20 protein-coding genes are annotated in these 22,309 nt (G+C 40.6%); 5 read left to right on the plus strand and 15 right to left on the minus strand.

Annotated elements, in window-relative coordinates; all coding sequences use genetic code 11:
- Positions 1 to 91 precede the first annotated feature (91 nt).
- On the plus strand, positions 92 to 691 hold the full coding sequence (locus DRB05_RS16425) for a DNA-3-methyladenine glycosylase I (protein WP_128727883.1): 600 nt from the start codon (positions 92 to 94) through the stop codon (positions 689 to 691).
- A gap of 67 nt (positions 692 to 758) precedes the next feature.
- Here the strand turns inward: DRB05_RS16425 and DRB05_RS16430 are convergent, their stop codons facing one another.
- Together DRB05_RS16430 and DRB05_RS16435 are read right to left on the minus strand one after the other, a co-directional pair.
- The gene (locus DRB05_RS16430) at positions 759 to 2,198 is read right to left on the minus strand and encodes a sigma-54 dependent transcriptional regulator (protein ID WP_128727884.1); all 1,440 of its coding nucleotides are present in this window, start codon (positions 2,196 to 2,198) and stop codon (positions 759 to 761) included.
- Between the two features lie 148 nt (positions 2,199 to 2,346).
- Positions 2,347 to 3,132, minus strand: coding sequence for a flagellin (locus DRB05_RS16435; RefSeq protein WP_128727885.1), 786 nt, complete (start codon positions 3,130 to 3,132; stop codon positions 2,347 to 2,349).
- 223 nt (positions 3,133 to 3,355) lie between these two features.
- Here DRB05_RS16435 and pseB point away from each other — a divergent pair, with 223 nt between their 5' ends.
- From pseB to DRB05_RS16455, 4 genes are read left to right on the plus strand one after another with little or no spacing between them, the layout of a single operon-like run.
- Positions 3,356 to 4,357, plus strand: coding sequence for a UDP-N-acetylglucosamine 4,6-dehydratase (inverting) (gene pseB, locus DRB05_RS16440; protein WP_128727886.1), 1,002 nt, complete (start codon positions 3,356 to 3,358; stop codon positions 4,355 to 4,357).
- Positions 4,354 to 5,496, plus strand: a complete 1,143-nt coding sequence (gene pseC, locus DRB05_RS16445; protein ID WP_128727887.1) for a UDP-4-amino-4,6-dideoxy-N-acetyl-beta-L-altrosamine transaminase — start codon at positions 4,354 to 4,356, stop codon at positions 5,494 to 5,496. The genes pseB and pseC overlap by 4 nt, the downstream gene beginning before the upstream one ends.
- A complete protein-coding gene (locus DRB05_RS16450; RefSeq protein WP_128727888.1) occupies positions 5,493 to 6,374 on the plus strand; it encodes an aldo/keto reductase in 882 nt (293 codons plus the stop codon). The genes pseC and DRB05_RS16450 overlap by 4 nt, the downstream gene beginning before the upstream one ends.
- A 15-nt stretch (positions 6,375 to 6,389) precedes the next feature.
- Entirely contained in the window at positions 6,390 to 7,538 is a 1,149-nt protein-coding gene (locus DRB05_RS16455; RefSeq protein ID WP_235956524.1) for a Gfo/Idh/MocA family oxidoreductase, read from the plus strand.
- Between the two features lie 296 nt (positions 7,539 to 7,834).
- Here DRB05_RS16455 and DRB05_RS16460 read toward each other — a convergent pair whose 3' ends face one another.
- The 13 genes from DRB05_RS16460 to DRB05_RS16520 form a co-directional block, all read right to left on the minus strand.
- Entirely contained in the window at positions 7,835 to 10,159 is a 2,325-nt protein-coding gene (locus DRB05_RS16460; protein WP_128727889.1) for a glycosyltransferase, read from the minus strand.
- 32 nt (positions 10,160 to 10,191) lie between these two features.
- Positions 10,192 to 11,703 carry a class I adenylate-forming enzyme family protein gene (locus DRB05_RS16465; protein WP_128727890.1) on the minus strand — a complete coding sequence of 504 codons (1,512 nt, stop codon included), beginning with the start codon at positions 11,701 to 11,703 and terminating at the stop codon, positions 10,192 to 10,194.
- On the minus strand, positions 11,696 to 13,267 hold the full coding sequence (gene pseG, locus DRB05_RS16470) for a UDP-2,4-diacetamido-2,4,6-trideoxy-beta-L-altropyranose hydrolase (protein WP_128727891.1): 1,572 nt from the start codon (positions 13,265 to 13,267) through the stop codon (positions 11,696 to 11,698). The genes DRB05_RS16465 and pseG overlap by 8 nt, the downstream gene beginning before the upstream one ends.
- The gene (locus tag DRB05_RS16475; RefSeq protein WP_161568698.1) at positions 13,267 to 13,512 is read right to left on the minus strand and encodes a phosphopantetheine-binding protein; all 246 of its coding nucleotides are present in this window, start codon (positions 13,510 to 13,512) and stop codon (positions 13,267 to 13,269) included. The genes pseG and DRB05_RS16475 overlap by 1 nt, the downstream gene beginning before the upstream one ends.
- A complete protein-coding gene (gene pseI / locus DRB05_RS16480) occupies positions 13,512 to 14,552 on the minus strand; it encodes a pseudaminic acid synthase (RefSeq protein ID WP_128727893.1) in 1,041 nt (346 codons plus the stop codon). Before pseI ends, DRB05_RS16475 begins: the two co-directional genes overlap by 1 nt.
- A 2-nt stretch (positions 14,553 to 14,554) precedes the next feature.
- Positions 14,555 to 15,319 (minus strand): glycosyltransferase family protein, encoded by a 765-nt coding sequence (locus DRB05_RS16485; RefSeq protein ID WP_128727894.1) that lies wholly within the window; start codon positions 15,317 to 15,319, stop codon positions 14,555 to 14,557.
- A 48-nt stretch (positions 15,320 to 15,367) separates the two neighbouring features.
- Positions 15,368 to 15,871 (minus strand): GNAT family N-acetyltransferase, encoded by a 504-nt coding sequence (locus DRB05_RS16490; protein WP_128727895.1) that lies wholly within the window; start codon positions 15,869 to 15,871, stop codon positions 15,368 to 15,370.
- A gap of 52 nt (positions 15,872 to 15,923) precedes the next feature.
- Positions 15,924 to 17,231: an aminotransferase class III-fold pyridoxal phosphate-dependent enzyme gene (locus DRB05_RS16495; RefSeq protein WP_128727896.1), complete on the minus strand. Its 1,308-nt coding sequence runs from the start codon at positions 17,229 to 17,231 to the stop codon at positions 15,924 to 15,926.
- Positions 17,232 to 17,578: 347 nt separating this feature from the next.
- Complete coding sequence (locus DRB05_RS16500) at positions 17,579 to 19,657, minus strand: 6-hydroxymethylpterin diphosphokinase MptE-like protein (protein WP_128727897.1); 2,079 nt, start codon at positions 19,655 to 19,657, stop codon at positions 17,579 to 17,581.
- Positions 19,658 to 19,661: 4 nt separating this feature from the next.
- The gene (locus DRB05_RS16505; protein ID WP_128727898.1) at positions 19,662 to 19,958 is read right to left on the minus strand and encodes a hypothetical protein; all 297 of its coding nucleotides are present in this window, start codon (positions 19,956 to 19,958) and stop codon (positions 19,662 to 19,664) included.
- Positions 19,951 to 20,379 (minus strand): flagellar export chaperone FliS, encoded by a 429-nt coding sequence (fliS, locus tag DRB05_RS16510; protein WP_128727899.1) that lies wholly within the window; start codon positions 20,377 to 20,379, stop codon positions 19,951 to 19,953. Before fliS ends, DRB05_RS16505 begins: the two co-directional genes overlap by 8 nt.
- A 15-nt stretch (positions 20,380 to 20,394) precedes the next feature.
- Positions 20,395 to 21,819, minus strand: a complete 1,425-nt coding sequence (gene fliD / locus DRB05_RS16515; RefSeq protein WP_128727900.1) for a flagellar filament capping protein FliD — start codon at positions 21,817 to 21,819, stop codon at positions 20,395 to 20,397.
- Positions 21,820 to 21,839: 20 nt separating this feature from the next.
- Positions 21,840 to 22,247: a flagellar protein FlaG gene (locus tag DRB05_RS16520; RefSeq protein WP_128727901.1), complete on the minus strand. Its 408-nt coding sequence runs from the start codon at positions 22,245 to 22,247 to the stop codon at positions 21,840 to 21,842.
- Positions 22,248 to 22,309: the final 62 nt, after the last annotated feature.

A 22,309-nucleotide genomic window follows, 5' to 3' on the forward strand; every position in this document is an offset into this window, starting at 1 on the left:
TTGAAAGCCAAATGTGATGCCGTAATGAGTAGTTGGCGTAGTAAATCATTTAGCTTATTCACATTCATAATTAGATAGAAGAGAGCCAACAATGACAATACGATGCGGCTGGGTGGACGAAAGTAAACCTGATTATGTTGAATATCATGATAAGGAATGGGGAAGGCCCGTACTGGACGACCAGAGTTTGTTTGAGTTTATTACATTGGAATCTGCGCAAGCTGGCCTAAGCTGGTATACCATCTTGAAAAAACGTGAAGGCTATAGAAAAGCATTCCACAATTTTGATGTACACAAAGTGAGCCAGATGACAGAGCAAGATGTGGAACGGTTATTAGCATTTGACGGAATTATCAGAAACCGCGCAAAAATCGCAGCAACAATAAATAACGCTAAGCGATTTATTGAAATTCAGCAAGAGTTTGGCAGCTTTGCAAGATACCAGTGGCAATTTGTTAATTACAAGCCTGTTATCAACCCCATGCGTGACAAACACGATGCCGTTGCCACCAGTGAACTCAGCGACAAATTTGCCAAAGACTTAAAAAAACGTGGATTTAAGTTTTTAGGCTCAACGACCGTGTATGCACATATGCAAGCATGCGGCATGGTTAACGACCATGCCGATAACTGTTTTTGCAAACAAACCATTATTGCCAGTTATCAAGACTTTGATTTTACTCGACCTTAAACAATAAAACACAAGGCCGCATGTTAAGCGGCCTTGCTGAGTTGATTAGGTAGTAATCGATGAACTATCAATCACGGTTGAGATTATACTTTTTCATCTTCTCAACTAATGTTGTACGGCGAACACCCAATATTTCTGCAGCTCTTGCAACCACATAATCGTAGCGCTCTAAAGCTTGAGTGATCAAATCAATTTCAAGCTCTGCCAGATATTCTTTTAACTCTATCCCTTCCTCTGGCAGTATGCCAACATTCGATGCTTGCGGCGCAAAATCTTCCGCTACCATGTCCTCTTCGTCGTCACTAAAGCCATCGCTAAATAGTTCATTAAACGCATCTTTTTCTAATAGTTCTTCTGGATACTCAGGCTCAAACGCTTCGACTTCTATGTAGCGGTATTTTTGTGGTAAATCCGTCACATCGACAACCTTGTCCGGGAACATAATCACCATTCGTTCCACAAGGTTTGCAAGCTCTCGAATATTCCCAGGCCAAGCGTGCGACTTTAAGCTATCTACGGCTCTATCAGTAAACTTAACCGAATTGCCCGTTTGTTCATTTACTCTACGTGTTAACTCTTTTAGCAGTAGCGCAATATCTTCCGCGCGCTCGTTTAGGGAGGGGTTTTCAATCGGGAATACATTGAGTCTATAAAATAAGTCTTCGCGAAACTTGCCGTCTTCAATCATGGTTTCAAGATTACGGTGAGTCGCCGCAATCACACGAACATCCGCCTGAATAGGCTTTGTGCCCCCTACTCGTTCATAGGTACGTTCTTGCAAAACTCGTAACAATTTCACCTGCATTTGCAGTGGCATATCACCGATTTCATCGAGAAAAAGCGTCCCTCCTTGCGCCAGTTCAAAGCGCCCTTTTCTGGCTGAAATCGCGCCAGTAAACGCGCCTTTTTCATGACCAAAAAGCTCGCTTTCTAACAGCTCACCAGGGATAGCACCACAGTTGACAGGCACAAATGGTCCTTGAGCACGTTTAGACAATAAGTGCACGTTACGTGCAACCACTTCCTTACCAGTTCCCGATTCACCCAAAATAAGGACATTGGCGTCGGTTTTAGCCACTTGAGAAATCAAGAAGCGAACGTTTTTAACCGCTTCGGTTTCCCCAACTAAACCATCAAAACTCTTATTTTGCAGCTTGTTTTCTTTGTTTGGTAGCATACGTAAGTATTGCTGGCAGTCATGTAGTAATTGCATTGTCACTTCTTGCCCGAAGGGTTCTGTGATGAGTCCTATCACATTCGGTAATGCAAGTAGCGGCCTGAGTGTTTCACCTATTAACAGAAACGGGACGGCGGGATGAGATTTTATTAACGTCTCGTGTGTTAAGCTTTGCAAAGCGCCTAACACAAAAATTGGTTCTTGGTTGTTATCAAGGATCTTGGCTTCATAACACTCTTCAGCCAGCACTTCATTTGCTTGACCGACAAAACTAAGTGCCGCACCTAATCCGATCGCTCTTTTGTTGTTGTTATCTAAGATCAAGACCATTGCTTGAGAACCAATCTACTTAAAATTTTTTCAATAGTTAGATTGTAAGAGAGATTAAGGGGGATGCAATACCTAAGTGGCAACTTTTTGACATTAACGCCAAAAAATCGCCACTAGAGCTGTTCTATATCAATACTTTGGTATTAATTTATAATAAACCTAGTACCGATGATGCAGACTGGTTAGCTTGACCACGCAAAGCAATTGACGCTTGCGACAAAATATCGTTGGCAACTTGCTCGCTCACCGCTTGCGCGTAATCTGTGTCTTGAATTCGACTTTGGCTCGCCGCAATGTTCTCACGTTGGTTACTTGCAGAGCGAATTGTACTAGATACCGCATTTTCAAATGCGCCAAGCTCAGCACGTTGGCTGTTTAAATCCTCAGAGACTGTGTCTGCCGTATCAATGGCAGCTTGTGCGCCCGCTTGCGTCGATATGTCTACACTCAATATTGCACTGGCAAAGCCACCATCAGTCTGCTGAAGCGACTGGGTCGTGTTAGCATCGGGGCCTACCTGAAAACTACGAGACTCACCGTCAAAAATTTGTGCGCCGCCAAATGTAGTATTTTCAAACGTTTCGCTGATTTGCGTTTGCAACTGCGATACTTCCTCTTGCAATGCCTGACGATCACTATCTGTCAACGCCCCATTACCGGATTGAATCGATAATTCTCTAATTCGGGAAACCGCATCATTCACACCCGATAATGCCGAGTCAGCAGTTTGCGAATACGAGATACCATCATATGCGTTACGAATAGATTGACTATAGCCATCTTGTTGAGACGTCAAACGATTAATGATCTGCAAAGCCGCTGCATCGTCCGCAGCAGAATTAACCTTCTTACCAGAAGCCAGCTGTTGATTGAGTTTATTGGCAGTCTGCTCCGTGCGATTAAAAAAAGCAGTACTTTGTGATTGGATTTTCATATATACCCCCATTCACTATCATTAGGTTTAATCTACGCTATTGTGAGCAAAAAGTCACCATAGCCGTTAAATTTCCTGCAATGACTGGCATAAATACTGCAAAACGCATAGAAGTGATATAAAGTATTGAGTAGAAGCTAATTTATTGTATCGGTGAGATATCTAGAGCAGTTTCGATACTCGATACTGTAAAGTTTTGATTGCACCTGTAGGTGGACACCCTATGTTTGATAATAAAACCATTTTAATAACCGGCGGCACAGGCTCTTTTGGCAAAAAATATGTAAAAACTTTGCTCGAGAGATACAAGCCTAAAAAAATCATTATCTTTTCTCGAGATGAGTTGAAACAGTTTGAGATGCAACAAGAGTTTAATCAACGCTGCATGCGATACTTTATAGGCGATGTACGAGATAAAGATAGGCTACGAAGAGCAATGCAGGGCGTCAACTACGTCATTCATGCCGCTGCGTTGAAACAAGTTCCTGCTGCTGAATATAATCCTATGGAGTGTATTAAAACCAATATTAATGGGGCTGAAAATGTGATTGAAGCCGCTTTAGATAATGATGTAGAAAAAGTAATCGCACTTTCTACAGATAAAGCTGCTAATCCAATTAATTTATACGGTGCTACGAAGCTCGCATCAGATAAACTTTTCGTCGCTGCGAATAATATTGCAGGTGGACATAAAACTCTTTTTTCCGTTGTCCGTTATGGCAATGTTGTCTGCTCCAGAGGCTCTGTAGTTCCTGTCTTTCAAAAGTTCATTGATGAAGGTAAAGATCACATTCCTATCACACACCCTGAAATGACCCGTTTTTGGATAAGCTTGCAGCAAGGGGTTGACTTTGTACTGAAGAATTTTGAACGGATGCTAGGTGGTGAAATCTTCGTTCCAAAGATACCTTCCATAAAGATTACGGATTTGGCGACCGCAATGGCCCCCAACTTACCACAGAAAATTATTGGTATACGTCCAGGCGAAAAACTTCACGAAGTAATGTGTCCTGCAGACTTATGCTTTGATACTTTTGAATATGACGATCATTTCGTTATCGCTCCGGGTATAAAGTTTAGTAGTCGAAGTAACGACTTTACGATCAACGCAATTGGCGAAAAAGGCCACCCTGTTAATACTAACTTCGAATTTAACTCTCTCGATAACCCTGATTATATGTCTGTTGAAGAAATATTGGCATTTAACATTGAGGCAATTAAATGATCCCATATGGCAGACAAGATATTAATCAAGATGATATAGATGCTGTCATTGAAGTTCTAAAGTCAGACTGGCTAACCCAAGGCCCTAAAGTTCAAGATTTTGAGTTAAAAGTTGCGCAACACTGCAATGTTGAACATGCTATCGCATGTAATAGTGCTACTTCAGCTTTGCACATAGCGTGCTTAGCGTTAGAAATCGGTCCAGATGATATCGTTTGGACTTCACCAGTCTCATTTGTAGCAAGTAGTAACTGTGCCCTATATTGCGGTGCAAGCATCGACTTTGTTGATATAGACACCCAAACGGGTAATATGTCGATTCAAGCTTTAACAAAAAAACTTGAGCAATCAAGATCTGAAAATAAATTGCCCAAAGCTATCATTCCAGTGCACCTTGCAGGTCAGCCTTGCGATATGTATGAAATTGCTGAACTGTCGAAAAAATATGGATTTAAAGTAATAGAGGATGCCTCCCACGCTATCGGTGCGAATTACAAAGGGGAACCTGTAGGAAACTGCAAATACAGTGATATTTGCGTATTTAGCTTTCATCCAGTAAAGATTATCACAAGTGCTGAAGGAGGCATGCTTACAACTAAGCATCGACAACTAGCACACAGAGCTAAGTCATTTAGAAGCCACGGTATTACCTCTGATCCAAAAGAATTAGTCCAGCAAAGTCACGGTCCTTGGTATTATGAACAGCAATCTTTAGGCTTTAATTATCGACTGACAGATATACAAGCTGCTCTCGGTATAAGTCAAATGTCGCGCCTAGAAGATTTTGTCACTCGGCGAAACCAGTTGGCTGAGATTTACAATGATAATTTGCCTAAACAGTTTTGCCATTTAACTCGGCTATCTAATCGTCGCTCCTCTTATCACCTTTATATCGTGCTGCTACCTGAAGGCTTGGACCAAAAATACGTGGTCACACATTTACGCGATAAAGGAGTGTTTGCACACGTCCATTATATCCCGATTCATTTACAGCCGTTTTACCAATCTCTCGGATTTAAAAAAGGTGATTTTCCCAATGCGGAAGCGTACTACCAACGTGCCATTACTTTGCCTCTACACCCTAATTTGACAACACAAGATATTGCTTATATCTCATCCATATTATCGGAGCTATTATGAAGTTAGCACTAGGTACCGTTCAATTTGGTTTAGATTATGGAGTGAGTAATTTTGATGGCAGACCGGACACAGCGGAAGTGGCTCAAATTCTAGAGACTGCTGAAAAAAATAATATCAACTTGATTGATACTGCTATCGGTTACGGCAATAGTCATAACGTCCTAAACGATCATCATGTAGCCAAACGTGATTTCAATCTGATCACGAAACTTCCTCCGCTCAACAAAGCTTACTTCGAAAAGTCGGATGTAGACCATTACCTGCAATATATTGAAAGTGCTTTTGAGGAACTCGGCGCCGACTCTTTATACGGCGTGTTATTTCACCAAAGTGCAGATCTCCTAAAGCCTGGAGTAGAAGCAATCTGGCAAAGACTAACAGCCCTCCAAAGTGAAAAAAAAATTTCAAAGCTAGGTGTATCAATGTATGCCAATGCTGACTGTAAACAGCTCTTATCACTTTATCAGCTTGATCTCGTTCAACTGCCATACAATGTATTAGATAGATACTTTGAACAGGCTGGGTGGTTAGCTCAATTCCGACAACGAGGAATTGAAGTTCATGCTCGAAGCATATTTCTACAGGGGCTGCTTTTGATGGAATCTGACAAAGTACCGCCTTACTTCAAGCCTTGGATAAGCAACCTTGAACAGATTTCAAAACTTGCAGAGACCTTCAATACCTCCAAGCTAGTTATTAGCCTCGCTTACGTATTACAGCAAAAAGCGATAGATCACTGTGTTGTTGGAGTAAATAAGGCTCGAGAGCTTACTGACATACTATCAGCTTTTGAGAATGCGATTCATATAGCTTCAAGTGACTTGCCAGATTTGAGTGTGGATGATTTAGCGTTAACCAACCCCGCATTGTGGCCATAACGAATAGGAATTAAAATGCAAATGAAGACAAACCAGTCCCCACTAAAGCTTGCGTTCATCGGTGGTGGCAATAATTCAGCTGTCGGTTATGTACACTTTGCAGCCACTCAACTCGACAACAAATTCACCGTTGTTGCTGGTGCTTTCTCACGAGATATGGAACAAAACATTGCAACATCAAATCGCTGGGGTATATCAGAGCAACGCACTTATCGTTGCTGGAAAGAGCTTATAAAAAAAGAGAAAAGTAACGTAGATGCATTTGTTGTATTGACACCTACCCCGCACCACATCGAAGTTCTCACAGCTTTGTTGGAGCAAGATATACCCGTAATTTGCGAAAAATCATTAGTTTGCGGCCCACTTGAAATAGCAACTCTCGAGAAAACTTATAACGCCAGTAAGCACTTTTTAGCAGTAACCTACAACTATTCAGGTTACGCCATGATCAGAGAGCTAAAGCACCTGATTAAGCACGATAAGCTGGGAACCATACAAAAAGTTCATTTAGAGATGCCTCAAGAGGGTTTTCGTAGACCTCCAGATATTGCGGGGAAAGCTTCTAGCCCTCAAACTTGGCGCTTACACGACAGCGAAGTTCCAACAATTTGTTTGGATTTAGGCGTTCATTTACATCACTTGTCCACCTACTTGCTTGACATTGAACCAAACGAAACCATAGCAGAATTTGCGAATCACTCGCAGTACCCAAATTTAGTAGATGATGTACATATGCTATTAAAATATCCATGTAATATTAAAGGCAGCATGTGGATGTCCAAGACAGCAATAGGACATAGGAATGGCTTAAAAGTGCGCATTTATGGTGAAAAAGGGAGTGCGTTTTGGTATCAACTCAACCCAGATGAACTTGAACTCAACTATAATGACGGCCGCAGAGAAATTTTGGACCGCGCAGGACAATGTGAATACGCAGGTCAATTTAGGTATAACCGTATGAAGCCAGGCCACCCTACCGGGTTTGTCGAAGCATTCGCTAACCTATACGCAGATATACACCACGAGCTATGCCTATACTTGGAAGGTGAAAAGAAAAGCAATGACTACGTATTTGGTCTAGAGCAAGCTAAAGCAGGTTTGTGCCTATTTAAAGCCGCCAAAGAATCTGTACATTCTGGTACTTGGGAAAAAATAGCGAATTAACATCGTTTCAATAGACCTTATTTATTCCCTAATCAATTTTAGGGAATAAATTTTCAGCCAATTGCATCAGACAGTTCGCTCTTGAGTTCTGAATTAGCCAAGCTTTGTAACTACTTTTACCTCCGGTTTAGCTCTTCATACCACTAAAATAAAAATCACTTCCGGGATATCCCTTCCTTGTATAAGGTGTTGTTAAACCTATCTTTTGTAGTTCACCTTGTGCTGAACATAATAGTGCTTTTACATCGTGTAGCCGCAAAGTGCAATTGACCTTCTCAGCTTGCCCACTGTCCAGATTAGATAATAAGCTTGTTAATCAAACGGCTGTCAGGCAAGCCTAGTTGCTTAAATTCTCTATATATCGGAGCATAGTACTGAACCGCTGCGATAAACACCGGTGTGTGGGTTTTTGTCAGCACATCTGGTGCATAAACCGGTTTACCCATAAACGTGGTTCCAATTTTATTGGGGTCTGGATCAACAAAGTAAGCTAACTCGACTCTTTTGAAGTAGTTGCTATGCTCTAATAACAAGCGTGCTGTTTCTCCAGCCCCCCAAAGAGCAACAGGCACTTTGGAGTCCGCTAACGCGACGATATCATTCAGCCCAGCCAGCTCCAATTTATCCGCTAACAACGCCTCTTCATCAACGCTTAACTCTCCGATACGCATGAGTATCAAGTCGTCTAAATAAACCACGTGTGCGCCAAGCTGCTTTAATGATTTATATAGACGCACAATAAGCACCAAATCATCGCTGCTAATACGCTCTTCTTTAAAATCAAAACTTATCTGAAAATTACAAGCTTTCAGCTGATATCGAGCAATTAGCTCGGCAAACGCACGAATTTCCGCTTGAAACTTATTTCCATCCGTGAATATGTATTTAACCGTAACGGCTTCGGCATTAGCACTGGAGTATTTTACAAGGTTTTCCATCACCTTATGTAAGCTGTTTTTACCTCGGATCTTGACAAACGTTTCTTCAGTCCCCGCATCTATACTCGTAAATATGCTAACTTTCTTAGCGAGCAGTAGCTCATAGATCGCTTTATTAAACACTACCGCATTAGTTATAACCCGGTTGCTTGATAGCGGTAATCGCTCCGTCGTCTGCAAAAGTAATTTAGAAAAATGCTTATCAGAGGTAGGTTCCCCTCCCCCCCAAATGCAAAGCGCTTTTTCACTCAGCCGTTGCTCATCTAATAATGCTTTTTGCAAAGCCAGTACGTCGTAAGCTGGCTTTTCTCCACCGTAGTAAGTATCGCTACAGTAGCTACATTTCAAGTTACATACTGAGTGATGCTCATACGATACCTTTGTAATTTTACTAGATTCAATCGCCCCCCACTGTTTAAACTCTAGATAAGGGCAACCATCGCAACCTGTCGGCTCACCCATATTGATATCTGCAAATAGCTTTTTCTTTGCATCCATTATCGTTTTTACTAGATTTTCGGATTGCTCTAGCTGCTCACTATTAACAATAGTTACGTCGCCACGCATTTCGTTGTCGACAAAGAAACGCTTACAACAAGTACGAATTTCTTTTGGTGCAAGAAACGCGGAATGATGTAAGTCTATACAACTCCACTTTTTCCCTTCGTTTTCTTCTAGGAATTCATCTATTACTTCACTTCGAGGCTGCGCTGCGGTTTCATGCGTCATCATGGTATTAAGAAAGTGTTTTACTAACAAACTGTAATAGGTTTTGTCCAATGGTAGGCTATCAATAGGCACAGAAAAATCGTTAAGTTGTTTAAACGTATATTCATAGAGAGGCTCTCTAAGCTCCTTACTTGGCGCTTTTAAGAATATTTTCCGGATGCAAGTAGCAACCAACCCAATAACACCGGTTAAGAAAGCAGTATGCAGGCTCTGGTTCTTTGAAACTGATTTGAGGAGTGTGTGGATCACTGCATAAGAACGATAAAACCCTTTGATGTGAGACATGCTAACCGAATTCACTATTGAACCAGGTCGTGGGGTTTTTAAATAGATAACTTCATCCAGTAATTTTACTTCCCTTGCATGCCAGTACACTAAAAAGGTAAAGTCAATATCTTCATGGAAGCCACCAGCAAAGGACACCTGATGCTCTATCAATAATTGACGCTTGATCATCAAGTAAATTGCCGAATGATCCATTCTAAATTTTACGTATTTTTCTAACAACAACGCTTTTTCATTTGTAAATTCAGGTTTATCAAACCGACCTTCAAAGTGAAATGTCTCATTGTTAACTTTATCTTTTTTATATCGCCAGTCAAAAGCCACCACATCACAATTAACAGCCTCGAAATCAACAAATTGTATCAACTGCTTTAACGCTAGATCAGTCAATGCGTCATCACTGTCAACAAATAAAATCCACTCCCCTTTAGCATGCTCTATACCCAAATTACGCGCAACTCCCGGACCACTATTAGTTTCAGTCTGGAGCACATGTACAGCTTGATTGCGCTTCGCAAAAGCTGATAACAACGCAAAAGTATCATCCGTTGAGCAATCATCAATTACGATGATCTCAGCGAAATCTTCTAATTGAGTCACCAAACTTGCAAGGCAAGCTTGAATATACTCAGCGCTGTTGTAAGTTGGTACTATTAGTGAAATCTTCATGCTATTACTCTCTAAAGTGCTTGTCGACCTGACTAGCTGTATGTCTCTTTGACTTGCTGTCGGAGTACTTTTCCCATCGCATTTCGGGCTAAATTGTCACACTTTTCAATAATCCGAGGCTGTTGATAATCGGTCAATTCAGCGAAGCATAATTTACGTAACGCTCGCTCAAGGCTCTCTTCTTCTTGTACATTCGCCTGCTCGTAGACTACTTTAATGACTTCTCCTAAAGTAGGATCGGCAACGCCAAAAGCAACGCAATCAGTAACTAAGGGGTGACGCTTTATTACCTCTTCAATATCTTGTGGGTAAATATTGATGCCACCACTTGATATTACCTCTTTTTTGCGACCCACATAAAATAGAAAACCTTCCTTATTCAGGTAGCCCAAATCGCCTGTGTAAAAATAACCTGTATCATCATATGCAGCTTTTGTGGCCTCTAACTGTTTCAAATAACCTGAAAATTGAGTTGTAGTTTTACAGGCAATTTCTCCGACGACTCCGATTTCAACAGGCTTTCGGTGGCCGTCACAGATCTTTACATCCACAAATGGGAGAGGTTTACCTACACTGCCCTGATTTCCATTTTCATCATCAATACAAAAGTCCGTTACTACCCCCACTTCAGATGCACCATAGCATTCATGAAACTCGCAGCTAAGTAACTTTAATAACTTCGCTTTCGTAACTGTATTTAAAACAGCTGATGAAGACACAAGTATTCGGACGGAGGAAATGTCTTTGTTTTCGACACTTTGGGCAACTAACCCCTCAAGCTGTGAAGACACCGCAAACAAGAAGCTTACTTGATACTGCTCGATAGCATCTAGCCAGTTTTGCAGCTGAAACTTAGGTAAAATCACAGTTGTGGCACCGAGCATTAACGGCATTAACACCCCCCGTTGGGCAAGGGAATGATAAAGCGGTGTTGCGACCAAAATGACATCATCTGACGTTAATTGATAGTAATTTATCGTTGCTGAAAACGCGCGTTCAATTTTACACTTTTGACTTAACACGATTGGTTTTGGTGAACCTGTTGAGCCTGACGTCATAGTCAAAATAAAGTCCAACTCAGGCGCTGCATTCGAGTATTCTTCGTCATGTTCTACACCGGTGAGAATATCTTCCCAACAACGTTCACCGAGAACACTTTCACCTAAAGTTATAACCTCATCTTCTCTCACAACCGCACTTTCTAATAAAGTACGACTAACAGTAGGCCAACAAATGGCCATACTTACAGGAGTCTTCTTCAGCGCTATTTCTAACGCAGCTCCCTTTAAGGTTATTGGCAACGGTACGACAGCTAAACCCAATTTCGCAGCAGCTAGTAATACAACAGGGTATTCAATGCCATTGGGTGCAAATAATGCAATTCTTTGCCCTGGTGTTAGGCCCTGATCCTTAAAAAAACGACTTAAAATTAAGACTTGATTAAATAACGAGCTATAGGTAACTTCCGTTCCGGAAAATACTATTGCCACCTTATCTGGCGACTTTTCCACATTTCGATGAAAAAGGTGGTATATATTATCCATGCTCGTTCTCTCTAGTTAACATTACATAATTAAACTTTTTAGGATCAGCTGACGGGAAAATTGATTGTGTAACCTGAAAATGAGGACTATCGACCTCAATAGCTTTAAAGCCATTATGCTGATTCAGCAAATTAACAAATTTATTGTCTTTATGGATTACCGCAAGCCAAATACCATCAGGATATTCTTCCTCACAGAGTTTTAGCTGCCAGTTTAATGCCAACTGGACATACGCAAAATTAACCTGCTCAAGGGCTGAAAACCAGCCGCCATATAAGTATGTTTGTCCGTTTTGCTCTAGTGATTGGTGCCAAATATAGATGAGAGGATTGCCATCTAATTCAACGACAAAGTTTTCACGTTGATTTTGATGCCACCACTTGTAGTGACCAAGTGTCGGGATAGCTTCCGTGATAGTCATTCTGACGTTATTATGTTGACTATTGCGGGCGTGTAAATAGCGATTAATATCAAAAAAGTCTACCATCCTGACGGTTAAATCTGCTGCTATAGGTAGATATTCACGTTTACAAAGTGGCTGTACTTCCGCTTCAGACTGTGTCTGTTGTGATAATAAATAGTTTGAAACTCTAGCAGCTCCCCGGCCATCGACGCAAACTTTACTGTGGTTTCTGCACTTAGCTAGCTTGTCTGAATTATCAAGTAATATATTAATCAATTCAACAACTTCCAACGGATCACTAGATGAAAATTCAGGCAGGTGCAAACAGTGTCCTAAATCATCCAACCAGCTCTGATTGTGCTCTTGATTTTTAGCCATACTAAATGTAAGTGCAGGTGTTTTTGTTGCAGCAAGTTCATACAACGAAGTACCCAAAGCACCAACAAACAACTGTGCTCTAATAAAGCTTGAGTACAAACTTTCTGGACTTCTGTTTATTTCAACTTGTGGATAAATATGCTGCAACGCTATTATCGAGTCATAGTTTGTTGCAGATGGTCCTAGGACAATTTCTATTGGCTGACTTGGCCTAAGCTCACACACTAATTCAATTATAGGAGTCAATACCTCCCAATCCCCCCCACCACCGAGGGAAAATAGCAGATGAGAACGTTCTATATCTGCGCGCGAACTGTCGTGATATACACTTTCAAGTAAAGCATATTTAGGTCCCAAAAGAGTTTCACAGTCATGAGATATCAAATGATGATAATAAGCTTCGGTTTGATCTCCTCGCCATCTAATATCTATTAATGTATTGGCTAAATGTTCACGACCCAAATCATCTATTACAACAAGTTTAAATCGATCTTGAATTTGGCTTTCCCACTCTTTACCTAATAGATAAGAGTCAACAACGATAGCTTCAGCACCTACTTGGTAAGCGATAGATAAAGTTTGTTGGGCATCATCATATTCACTCGTCCCATGAGTAATTAGGGTGACGCTGTAGTTGATACCACCGATATAGTCACTCAGACAGTCATTTTCATCTAAAATAAAATGACTACCACAGCCCCGAACACTAAGCTCCTTAGCCAAATTCAAGCATCGTTTTAAGTGGCCAATTCCTTGAGTGCTGTTAACACGAAAAACAAACATCAAGACCTCAAGATCACATCAATGAGGCCACCCACTGTCGCTGAGCCTGGTCTCAACATTTGCTCAGGTGTTAGACGAACCCCAAAGTCGGTTTCGATCTGCATTACCATTGATAACATTTCAAATGAGTCTAATAACCCGGATTCCATAAAATTAAAACTTTGTAGCTGTTCACTCTTAACCGCTACACCACGAGCTAATAGAAAGGTATGAAAAAATTCAAGTAACTGAGTTTCGCTAGGCATTAACAAAAATCCTCCCATTTAAGCTGAGTACCTGCAGGTAAAGACTTATTTACTCGTCGCCCGATAAGCGATGGCAAGTGCTTTGGTTGAATTTCGCCTCCACCTGGGCGCATTTGTCGCAAATGCATATCAGACAGCGTTTCACCCGATTTAACGTCCTTAATAAGGTAAACACAACGGCGTTTTTGACAAGGAGTATCAGGGTAATGTACTCGCCCCATCGCTTTCTCGATCTGTCTTACACCATGTACAAGATTTTGTAATTCTTCTGGTGTCATTGAGAAAAAGCTATCTGCAGTTTGATCATTTTTATCCATTACAAAGTGCTTTTCGATAACACATCCACCCACAGCAACCGACGCTAAAGGCACATCGTTCCCTAGAGTATGATCTGACAAACCAACAGGAACCGAAAAAGCTTCTCGCATGTGTGGTATTGTTCTTAGATTAATACTATCAGCAGGTGCCGGATAAGTACTGGTACACTTTAACAGACATAATTCAGTAACACCGGCATCTTTTGCTACTTTTACTGCGTCTGCAATTTCAGGCAGAGTCGCACCGCCAGTAGACATAATCATAGGCTTGCCGGTTGCGGCAACATCACGAATAAGTTGATGATCAATCAGCTCTGGAGACGCAATTTTGTATGCCGGCGCATCAAGTTGTTCTAATAAATCAACAGCTGATTTATCGAATGGTGAAGAAAAGCAAGTAATCCCTATTTTTTTAGCTAATTCAAAAAGTTCAGCATGAAACTCCCAAGGCATATACGCATGTTGATAAAGATCGTATAAATACTGCCCTTTCCACGGCCCATCTTTAATAAAGAAATGTGGTAAATCACACTTCATTGTAAGCGTGTCGGCACTATATGTTTGTAATTTAATTGCATCGGCACCCGCTTCCTTTGCCGCATAAACCAACTCTTTGGCTCGACTTAAGCTTTGCCCATGGTTTGCTGACATCTCAGCAATAATATAATTCGGGTGTTGATGTCCGACTAGACGCCCATCTATTTTAAGCTCTTGTTTAAACATATTTATCCAACTTTTACTTGCTCAACATGTTTATTTATGTCGAGTACTTCTGGGTGCGCTTTTAATTTTCTCTTCAGTTCAGGAAAACTAAATTCAGTCTTATTATCGAAGAGCTGAAAAACTTTCTGTATTGCTAGATAGTCATCTGGTTCGTCTAAAGTCAAACGCCAATGAGATAAATCCTCATGATAACTATAATCAGCGACCTTCAAATTTTTCACTATATACTGTGTCAGGTGCTCTCTCTCAAAATCTCGGCTAGCACTGGTATGTGCTTGTGCTAGCGCTGCGAATGTAAATACCTCGGTGTCAAGGCCATTTGGAAATCCACAATGAGGACCCGCGCATACATAATCAAAATTGTTGCGGATATTAAAGAAATGAGAGACGACCTTAGCGGTTTCATAGGCATCAATCAAAGGGCAATCACTAGTACAGCGAACAAGTACTGTATCTGGTTTCGCGTTAACTAACTCTGCTGCTAAGTAATACCTGCTCAGCACATCGTGAGTATCCCCCTCAACAAATTTTACCCCCAAAGACTTGCACAGTTCGGTAATTGGGGTTTGGGAGCCATCATTAGTTGTTGCTACAATAATTTTGTCTTTGAAAGGGGATAAGCGCTCAATCATAACCTGAAGCACTGGACGTCCACACAAAGGCAACATCACTTTTTTAGGCAAGCGAGTTGATGTCATGCGCGCCTGAATAATAATATGAAAGTCCTTATTTTTTAAGCTTTCATAAATAGAGTCACTTTGATTCATACTAATAACTAAAATACTTCAATGCTTTGTTATCGGCCAAACCAATAACTAATTTAATAACAATTCCATTTTAACCCCAGAGAGACTTTCATCATCGAGCTGATCAGGCTCCAAAGTCTTGAAACCCATTTTAATGTACGCTTTCACAGCCGGGACATTAGACTTATCAACGCCCAAAAACACTCTCTTAAGGTTGTATTTGTCTTTTGCTATTGTGATAAAAGCAAAAATCACCTCTTTCGCAACTCCCTTGCCATGCCAATTTTTATCGCCAATCAAGATCCCCATTTCAGCCGAAGTTCCGCCAGAATATTCTGAAAGAATAAACTTCACGTTGCCAATATGCTGCTCAGCTTCCTTTGTAAAAATTCCATACAAATAAGTATCTGGCGTATTATTTTGTGTATTGATATATGCCACTAAATCGTCGGTCGTTTGTTGTCGGTTTAAAATAAACTGACTGACATCACTATTTAACCATGAAAGATAATCAGCGGTTGCGTCGGACGGAGTTAACCCTCTCATTTTGAAACGCTCGGAAACAATCGTCATTTTGTACTTTCCCGTCTAATATCAAATATCAGTATTCAAAAAGTTGTTGATATTAATTTAACCTTTTAAAACCAGCAGTTGTCGGAGTAACCTCTTTCAACATTTCAGGATCATACAGAGCGACCTTTACTGCTTTAAAAGCATTGTCCACTGCAGATAGATATTCATCTACGTGTAGTTCTTTATGTGCATACATTGCATAGAACATATTTGTAGCTAACACTCCTTGGTTTATCATCTGCTCTATAAAATACGCCTTTAGCTGCAGTGGGTTATTATGCTCGAAAGAAAAATGACACAGGGCATCAATACCAGAAATATGAATACTCAAACCATGTTTTTCAGCAAGAGACTGCCAACCGGCTTTAACCAGTGCACCAATTTTTTGAAGATGATCATGCACGTTATTTGCTTCATAATAACGTATAGTTGCTAGTGCTGCGGTTGGACCCACTCGCTCCGTCCACATAGTACTGGAGATGAAACTTGATTGTGCAGCATCCATCCACTTCTCTTTTCCGATTATTGCGGCCATCGCATAACCATTCGCTAATGCTTTAGAAAACACGGCAATATCAGGTTCTATACCAAGCAGTAAATGAGACCCTCCACAATTAATTCTGAAACCCATCGATATTTCATCAATTATTAATGGGATACCCAGTGTTTTGGCTATTTTTCCAACGAAACTCCAATACTCTGAATTAGGTGCAATATTACGCATTGGCTCCATAACAATAGCGGCCAGCTCAGGGCCATGTTGCTCGACAACCTCTTTTAGAGAGTCAATGTCATTATATGAAAATGGTATTGCAGTGCCAGCCAACGCCTTTGGAACCCCCGCTGGAGATAGACCCGCAATTAAATGCTCATCTAGGTTTTCTTTCGAGGACACATTTGCCGCCAAGTACCAGTCATGCCAGCCATGGTAACCACAAAATGCAATTTTATCTTTTCCTGTCGCGGCGCGGGCAATTCTTACTGCAATTGTCATTGCCTCTCCACCACACCTTGCGAACCGGGCTTGATCTGACCAAGGATGCAGCTCTATTAACTTCTCTGCCAGCATGACCTCTTCTGGACAGTTTAAGCTAGAACTAACCCCATTATTAATTGTTTCAATTACAGCCTGATCGACGGCAGGCTCAGCATACCCTAAAATGTTTGCCCCTATGCCAGATATCGACATATCAAGATATCGTTGCTCATTGAGGTCCCAAACATAACAACCTTTCGCTTTGCTGAAGTAACTAGGCCACACACTTTGATTAAACATGTCAGGTCGCTTTGACAACAATTGTGAAAGACCAGGGATCAGTTGCTTCGCTTTTGCTTGCATTTCAGTATTTTTATTCGTCATGATTTCTCAACTAACATTTTCAACTTCACTGATGAAGCAAAGTTAGTACCAATTAGATGGTAACTAACCCTTAAATTTGGCTTGAGTCATATTTAATCTCCAGTAAACAACTCCCCTAAGGAAATCAAGGGTAGTTTACCTGACAGTTTTAACTCAAGAATCAGATTTCAGTAAAGTGTAAGGGAATTTTCAATAAACAGCTAATTTTAAACGAAAATGAGGAGAAATGTAGGAAGCAATAAGTCATATCAAACGCTTATTATTTCTGGTTTAAGCTAGCTCCGAAGCGTCTACTCATTAACTTCGGAGCCGCGACAAAATCTTGTCACTCTTTTATGTATCGACTTTTATTGACAAAGTCTATTTCTTTGACGGTAGTATTCAGGACACTGCTTAAGAAAGTCAGCCCAAGATTTTAACGCTTTTCTAAAATACGGAACCACTTCGTAATCATCACCAAAGTTATGAAGAATTGAAATTAATATTGAGGACGTATAAAGAGCCTCGCCTTCTAGCAACTGATACAAGCCTAAATGATCTGCAGAGTTTCTAAATGAGTACAAATACCTGAGACTTTTCAATAAAACTTCTTGCGCAGATTCTCGACTATCAAACTCTTCTTCCAAAAGCTCCACCATTGTGCCGCACAGCTGTTCAAACTCTTCTTCGCAAAGTAGCTTTTCCATAGATTCAATGTCAGCATTAGCTGCGAAAAGATTAGTTTTGATATGCTCCACAACTTGATGTTTATCAATTCCCCTTTCAGGCAACAAAATATCTTTACTCTCAAGTGGTATAGAGTGCTTAATCTTTGCTCCATTACTACAGTTATAACAGTTTACATTGTCTTTAAGAAATGACTCTAGAATCCTTTCCATTTGGCAGTTGCCAACATACATAAACTCATCAGAAAGTACTGTTTCGCAAAAGTTTCCAGGGATCCTGACTTGCCCACCTATTTTGGTTGGCTCAATGACAGTCTCACCTTCTTCACTGTAATAAAAGCTTGCCTTACTATGGTGGTGGTCAGGGTCTATGTAGCCATTATCCACACCAAACAGATATATTTCTTTAAACCCAAGGTGACATGCGTAACTCAGCGCAGTATTACCCACAAGGGGGTTTGAAAATGAAAGGCTCCGAAGCACTTTATTCTCATTCCTGTAGTGAGATAGTTGTAACATTTGTGTACCTGATTCACCAGGCTTAAGCGCCATTCCCGCCCATCCAAATAGACCAGCCACATCTGGATGCATCACATTAGTAACAAGCAAGTTTAAGTCTTTGCGCATCGATTCGGGTATATGCTGCTTGAGGAAATAATAGGTTGATTTAGTTCGTTCCAGTGCAACGTGAAAATCGGGAGTAATCCCATGCTTTATTAGTGCTGTGGTCGCTGAGTTACACGCGAATATAATGACTTTATCTTGGATCCGTTTTAGCGGTTCAATATTGGCGTCTAATGAAGGACCGTTTGCAACCACTACAGCTGGTATATCATGCAATAGCGCTTTATCTTGCTGTTCATTGGCAGAAAACATGAAGTTGCAGTTGTTTTTGACATTCCCCAATGAGTTAGCTATCCCGATCATAGCATCATCGAAGAAACCAAACCCCGCGAAGAACTGGTGATAATTCTTTTTAAATTCCGCGATCCATTTATTTACTTCAACTGATGGATAATGCTGATAAAACCAAGAGTGACAGACACTAGCTACGCTTATTTCCCTTGAGCGTGAATAAACCTTTTCGTAAATTTCATGTTCCGTCACCCCTACACCTAGATAAAGGTAAGCGCCTTGAGCCTCAATTTTTTCAAGAATAGAAACCCAATCGGAAACAAACAAACTAGCAAAAAAGTAGTCTTCATTCGGTTCAAAAATATTTACGTAACCAGCTTTACAAGCATCGATGACGTCTTCAAGGTGATAGCCAAGCCCAATACCAAAAATCATCTTGTTAGGAACTGCACTACCTAGCTTTTTAAATGGTGCTAAGTTCGATTTCGTCTCAACGAAGATTTCCCCTAATTTTCGCATCAATTCAACATGAAGAAATTCAATATCACCATTTTCGACAAATGCAACACCGGAGTGGTCTAAACGTCCAAGAATTGGGTTTTCGATATTTTTCTGTGTCTGCTTTTGAATTTGTGAAACTGGATCCTCGCTATACATAGGTACGCCAGTTTTATAATCAATAATATTGGCGCTGCCGTTAGGGTTAACAAATAAGTTAAACAGCGAGTTTGGCTCGTAGGTTAAGTATTTTTCGTAAATTTCTGGGAAATGTAATTTGAAGGCTTTGAGGTTTCTTTCAAACTTTAAATTGGCAGCTTCTATAAACAACTCTTCTCTAACCGCTTGTTCTTCCACGGCTTTTAACTTTACTTCAAGAGTCTCTAACTGGGACTTAATTGGATCCATGATATTATTTGAACTCGTTATATTTCTTGATTGAGGATTGTTTTCGCTGAATCTTCAGCAACTGCTCTCGGGTACTTCTTTTTTCTTGATTCATACGTTCAATCACTTCGTTCAACATTGCGATTGACTCTTCTAGGTAGACCCTTTTCTCTTCAACATCTTCTATCAAATCTGACCGTTTTTGAATACATAAACAAAATTTCTTGGTTTCTGTTTCAGCGAGTTCCATCTCACCTCTTTGAAGGTGTTCAAAAATCAAACACAACAATTCCCCAAGCTCGCCTTGATGCTGATTATCCATGACTAGCGTCTGGAGAAGCATTATTCAGTGTTTTAATCCGGACATCCACAGGGATAGCATCCCAAGCTGATTTAATTTCTTTCAACAGGTTAGACACTTCATCTACGATGGCTGAATCATTTTGTACTGATGCATCTAATAGCCTATCCATCATATAACTGTATAAGGCATATAAGTTTTCTGTCACTTCACCACCAACATCAAAGTCTAAGCATTCGCGTAATGCTTCAATAATTGCTGATGCTCTTGAAATATGCTCAGATTTGGCTTCTAGATTTCTTTTATCAATAGCTACTTTTGCCAATACCATTTTTTCAATAGCACCAGCCATCAACATCTGGATTATTTCATAACGATCTGCACCTGCCACTCGAGTTTTAAGTGCTTCTCTCTGGTAATTCTTAACTTTTGCATTATACATGTTCAATCCTCTCTATTACTTGGATTTGGTAAAGCCTGGCAGATTAGAAAGCTGAGCCCCCAAATAAGATTGAGTTTGCTGCATTTGCGCGATAAGTACATCAAGCCCTGCATATTTTTGACGTAAGCCAGCTTCAAATGACTTCATACGCTCCTGGTGATTTATGACATCGTCCTCTAAATCGTCAAGTTGAGCATTCAAACTAGTCTCACGTTGTTTCATAAGCCCACCTGAATCAACGTAATTTCCGAGTAATTCTTCTAATTTTTTGGCTACACCATTTTCCCCTGCAAATGCTGTACCAATATCATCGTAATTATCATCCATTGCTTCGTTTAAGCTGCGAACTAGTGATGACTTTTCTAAATAACCTTCTTTATTAACGCCAAGGCCCATGTCAAACACCGACTCAAATGGCCCAGCATCAGTCAACGTAGACCCCAGAGTAGAAACTAGCTGATCACTCAATGCTCTCATCGAAGCATCGCCATTTAGAGGCTTTCCTGCTCGAGTTTGCAAGCCAATCATTCCAACGAGGTTATTGTAATTTGTAATCAACTCATCGACGAGCTTAGTGACAGATTCTCTGTCATAATCTACGTCCAACTTAGCTGTTAATTTTGTACCAGATGTATCCTCAGGGCTAACCTCGAGTGCCCTTATCGTCATATCTTGGACAGCATCTTTAAATGTGTTTGTATCGCTGTTAACTGTAAGGCCATCTACCGTTATGATTGCATCTTGAGCTTTGTCCGCATCGGCAATGACCATGCCTCCAGAAGGGTTTGTTGTCTCGTCATATGTCTCAATAGCATCAAGCTCAGCAGTATCACTTGTAATCACGAGGTCGTTTCCATCGCCACTGACATTTGACGTGAAAACAAGTTTGGAGCCTACATCGGGATCGCCAGTGTTAATAATATTAGCAGTGATACCGAAATTAGTATCTGATGCATTAATAGCATCTCTTAACTCAGCCAGAGTCATTCCAGCTGTCACTTCTAAATCAAATGATTTATCCGCACCTGCTGAGAAAGACAAAGTACCACCACTTGCACTAACAACAGTGTCGGCTGAAGCAAAAGCACCATCAGCAGAAACGGCTCTGCTTCCTTGCGCCAACTGTTCTACGGCAATCTTAAAATTACCTGTAGAAATATCTGACGTTGGTGTTACGCTAATTATTTCAGCACCATCCGGTTGACGAATATTAGCGATTCGCTTGCCAAAGTTATCGATGTCCGCTAGTTTTTCAATTGTGTCTTTAAGTTTTGAAATGGCAGATTTAACCTCACCGACAGAAGACAATTCAACTTTCAGTGATTCTTGCTTTGCAGCAAACCTTTGCATCTTGGGTACGTTTTCCGCATCCACAGAAGCTTTTATGATTGACTCTAAGTCAAGCCCTGAGCCAACACCCGCAGATGTAATAAGTGGCATAATCTACCTCCAAATCTATATCAGGCGGTTTTATCAAATAACACGCCACGCTTTGTAAGTTTATCGGCAAACTCTTCCAAAGCCTTAGCTACTTCCCTAAACTCTTTTGAAGGAATTTCCCTAATTACTTCATTGCTAGACTTATCTAAAACAAGAACAACCGGAGGATCACCCTCTTCATCAAGTTGAAACTGTAAGTTCGTAGCCGTAACGGGAATAACATCGTTTAATCTTGCTAAATTGTCTTTAACTTCTGATATTAACTGTTCATTACTGCTAGCACCTTTACCATTATGCTCAGGTGAATCTTCAGGTTTTGCTCTATCTGGAGCAATACCACCTTCATTGTTTAATTCTTGTTTTGGTTGCTTATTCAGTTGACTATCAACCGAATAGTTTAGCCCTTGAGAAATTTGAACATCACTCATCTAGACCTCCTGTAAAGCCTATAAAGAGTATACGTCAAGTTCGCGAACATTCCCAAACTTGA

Origin of the sequence: Pseudoalteromonas sp. A757 (assembly GCF_004103285.1) — a bacterium.
GTDB lineage: Bacteria > Pseudomonadota > Gammaproteobacteria > Enterobacterales > Alteromonadaceae > Pseudoalteromonas > Pseudoalteromonas galatheae.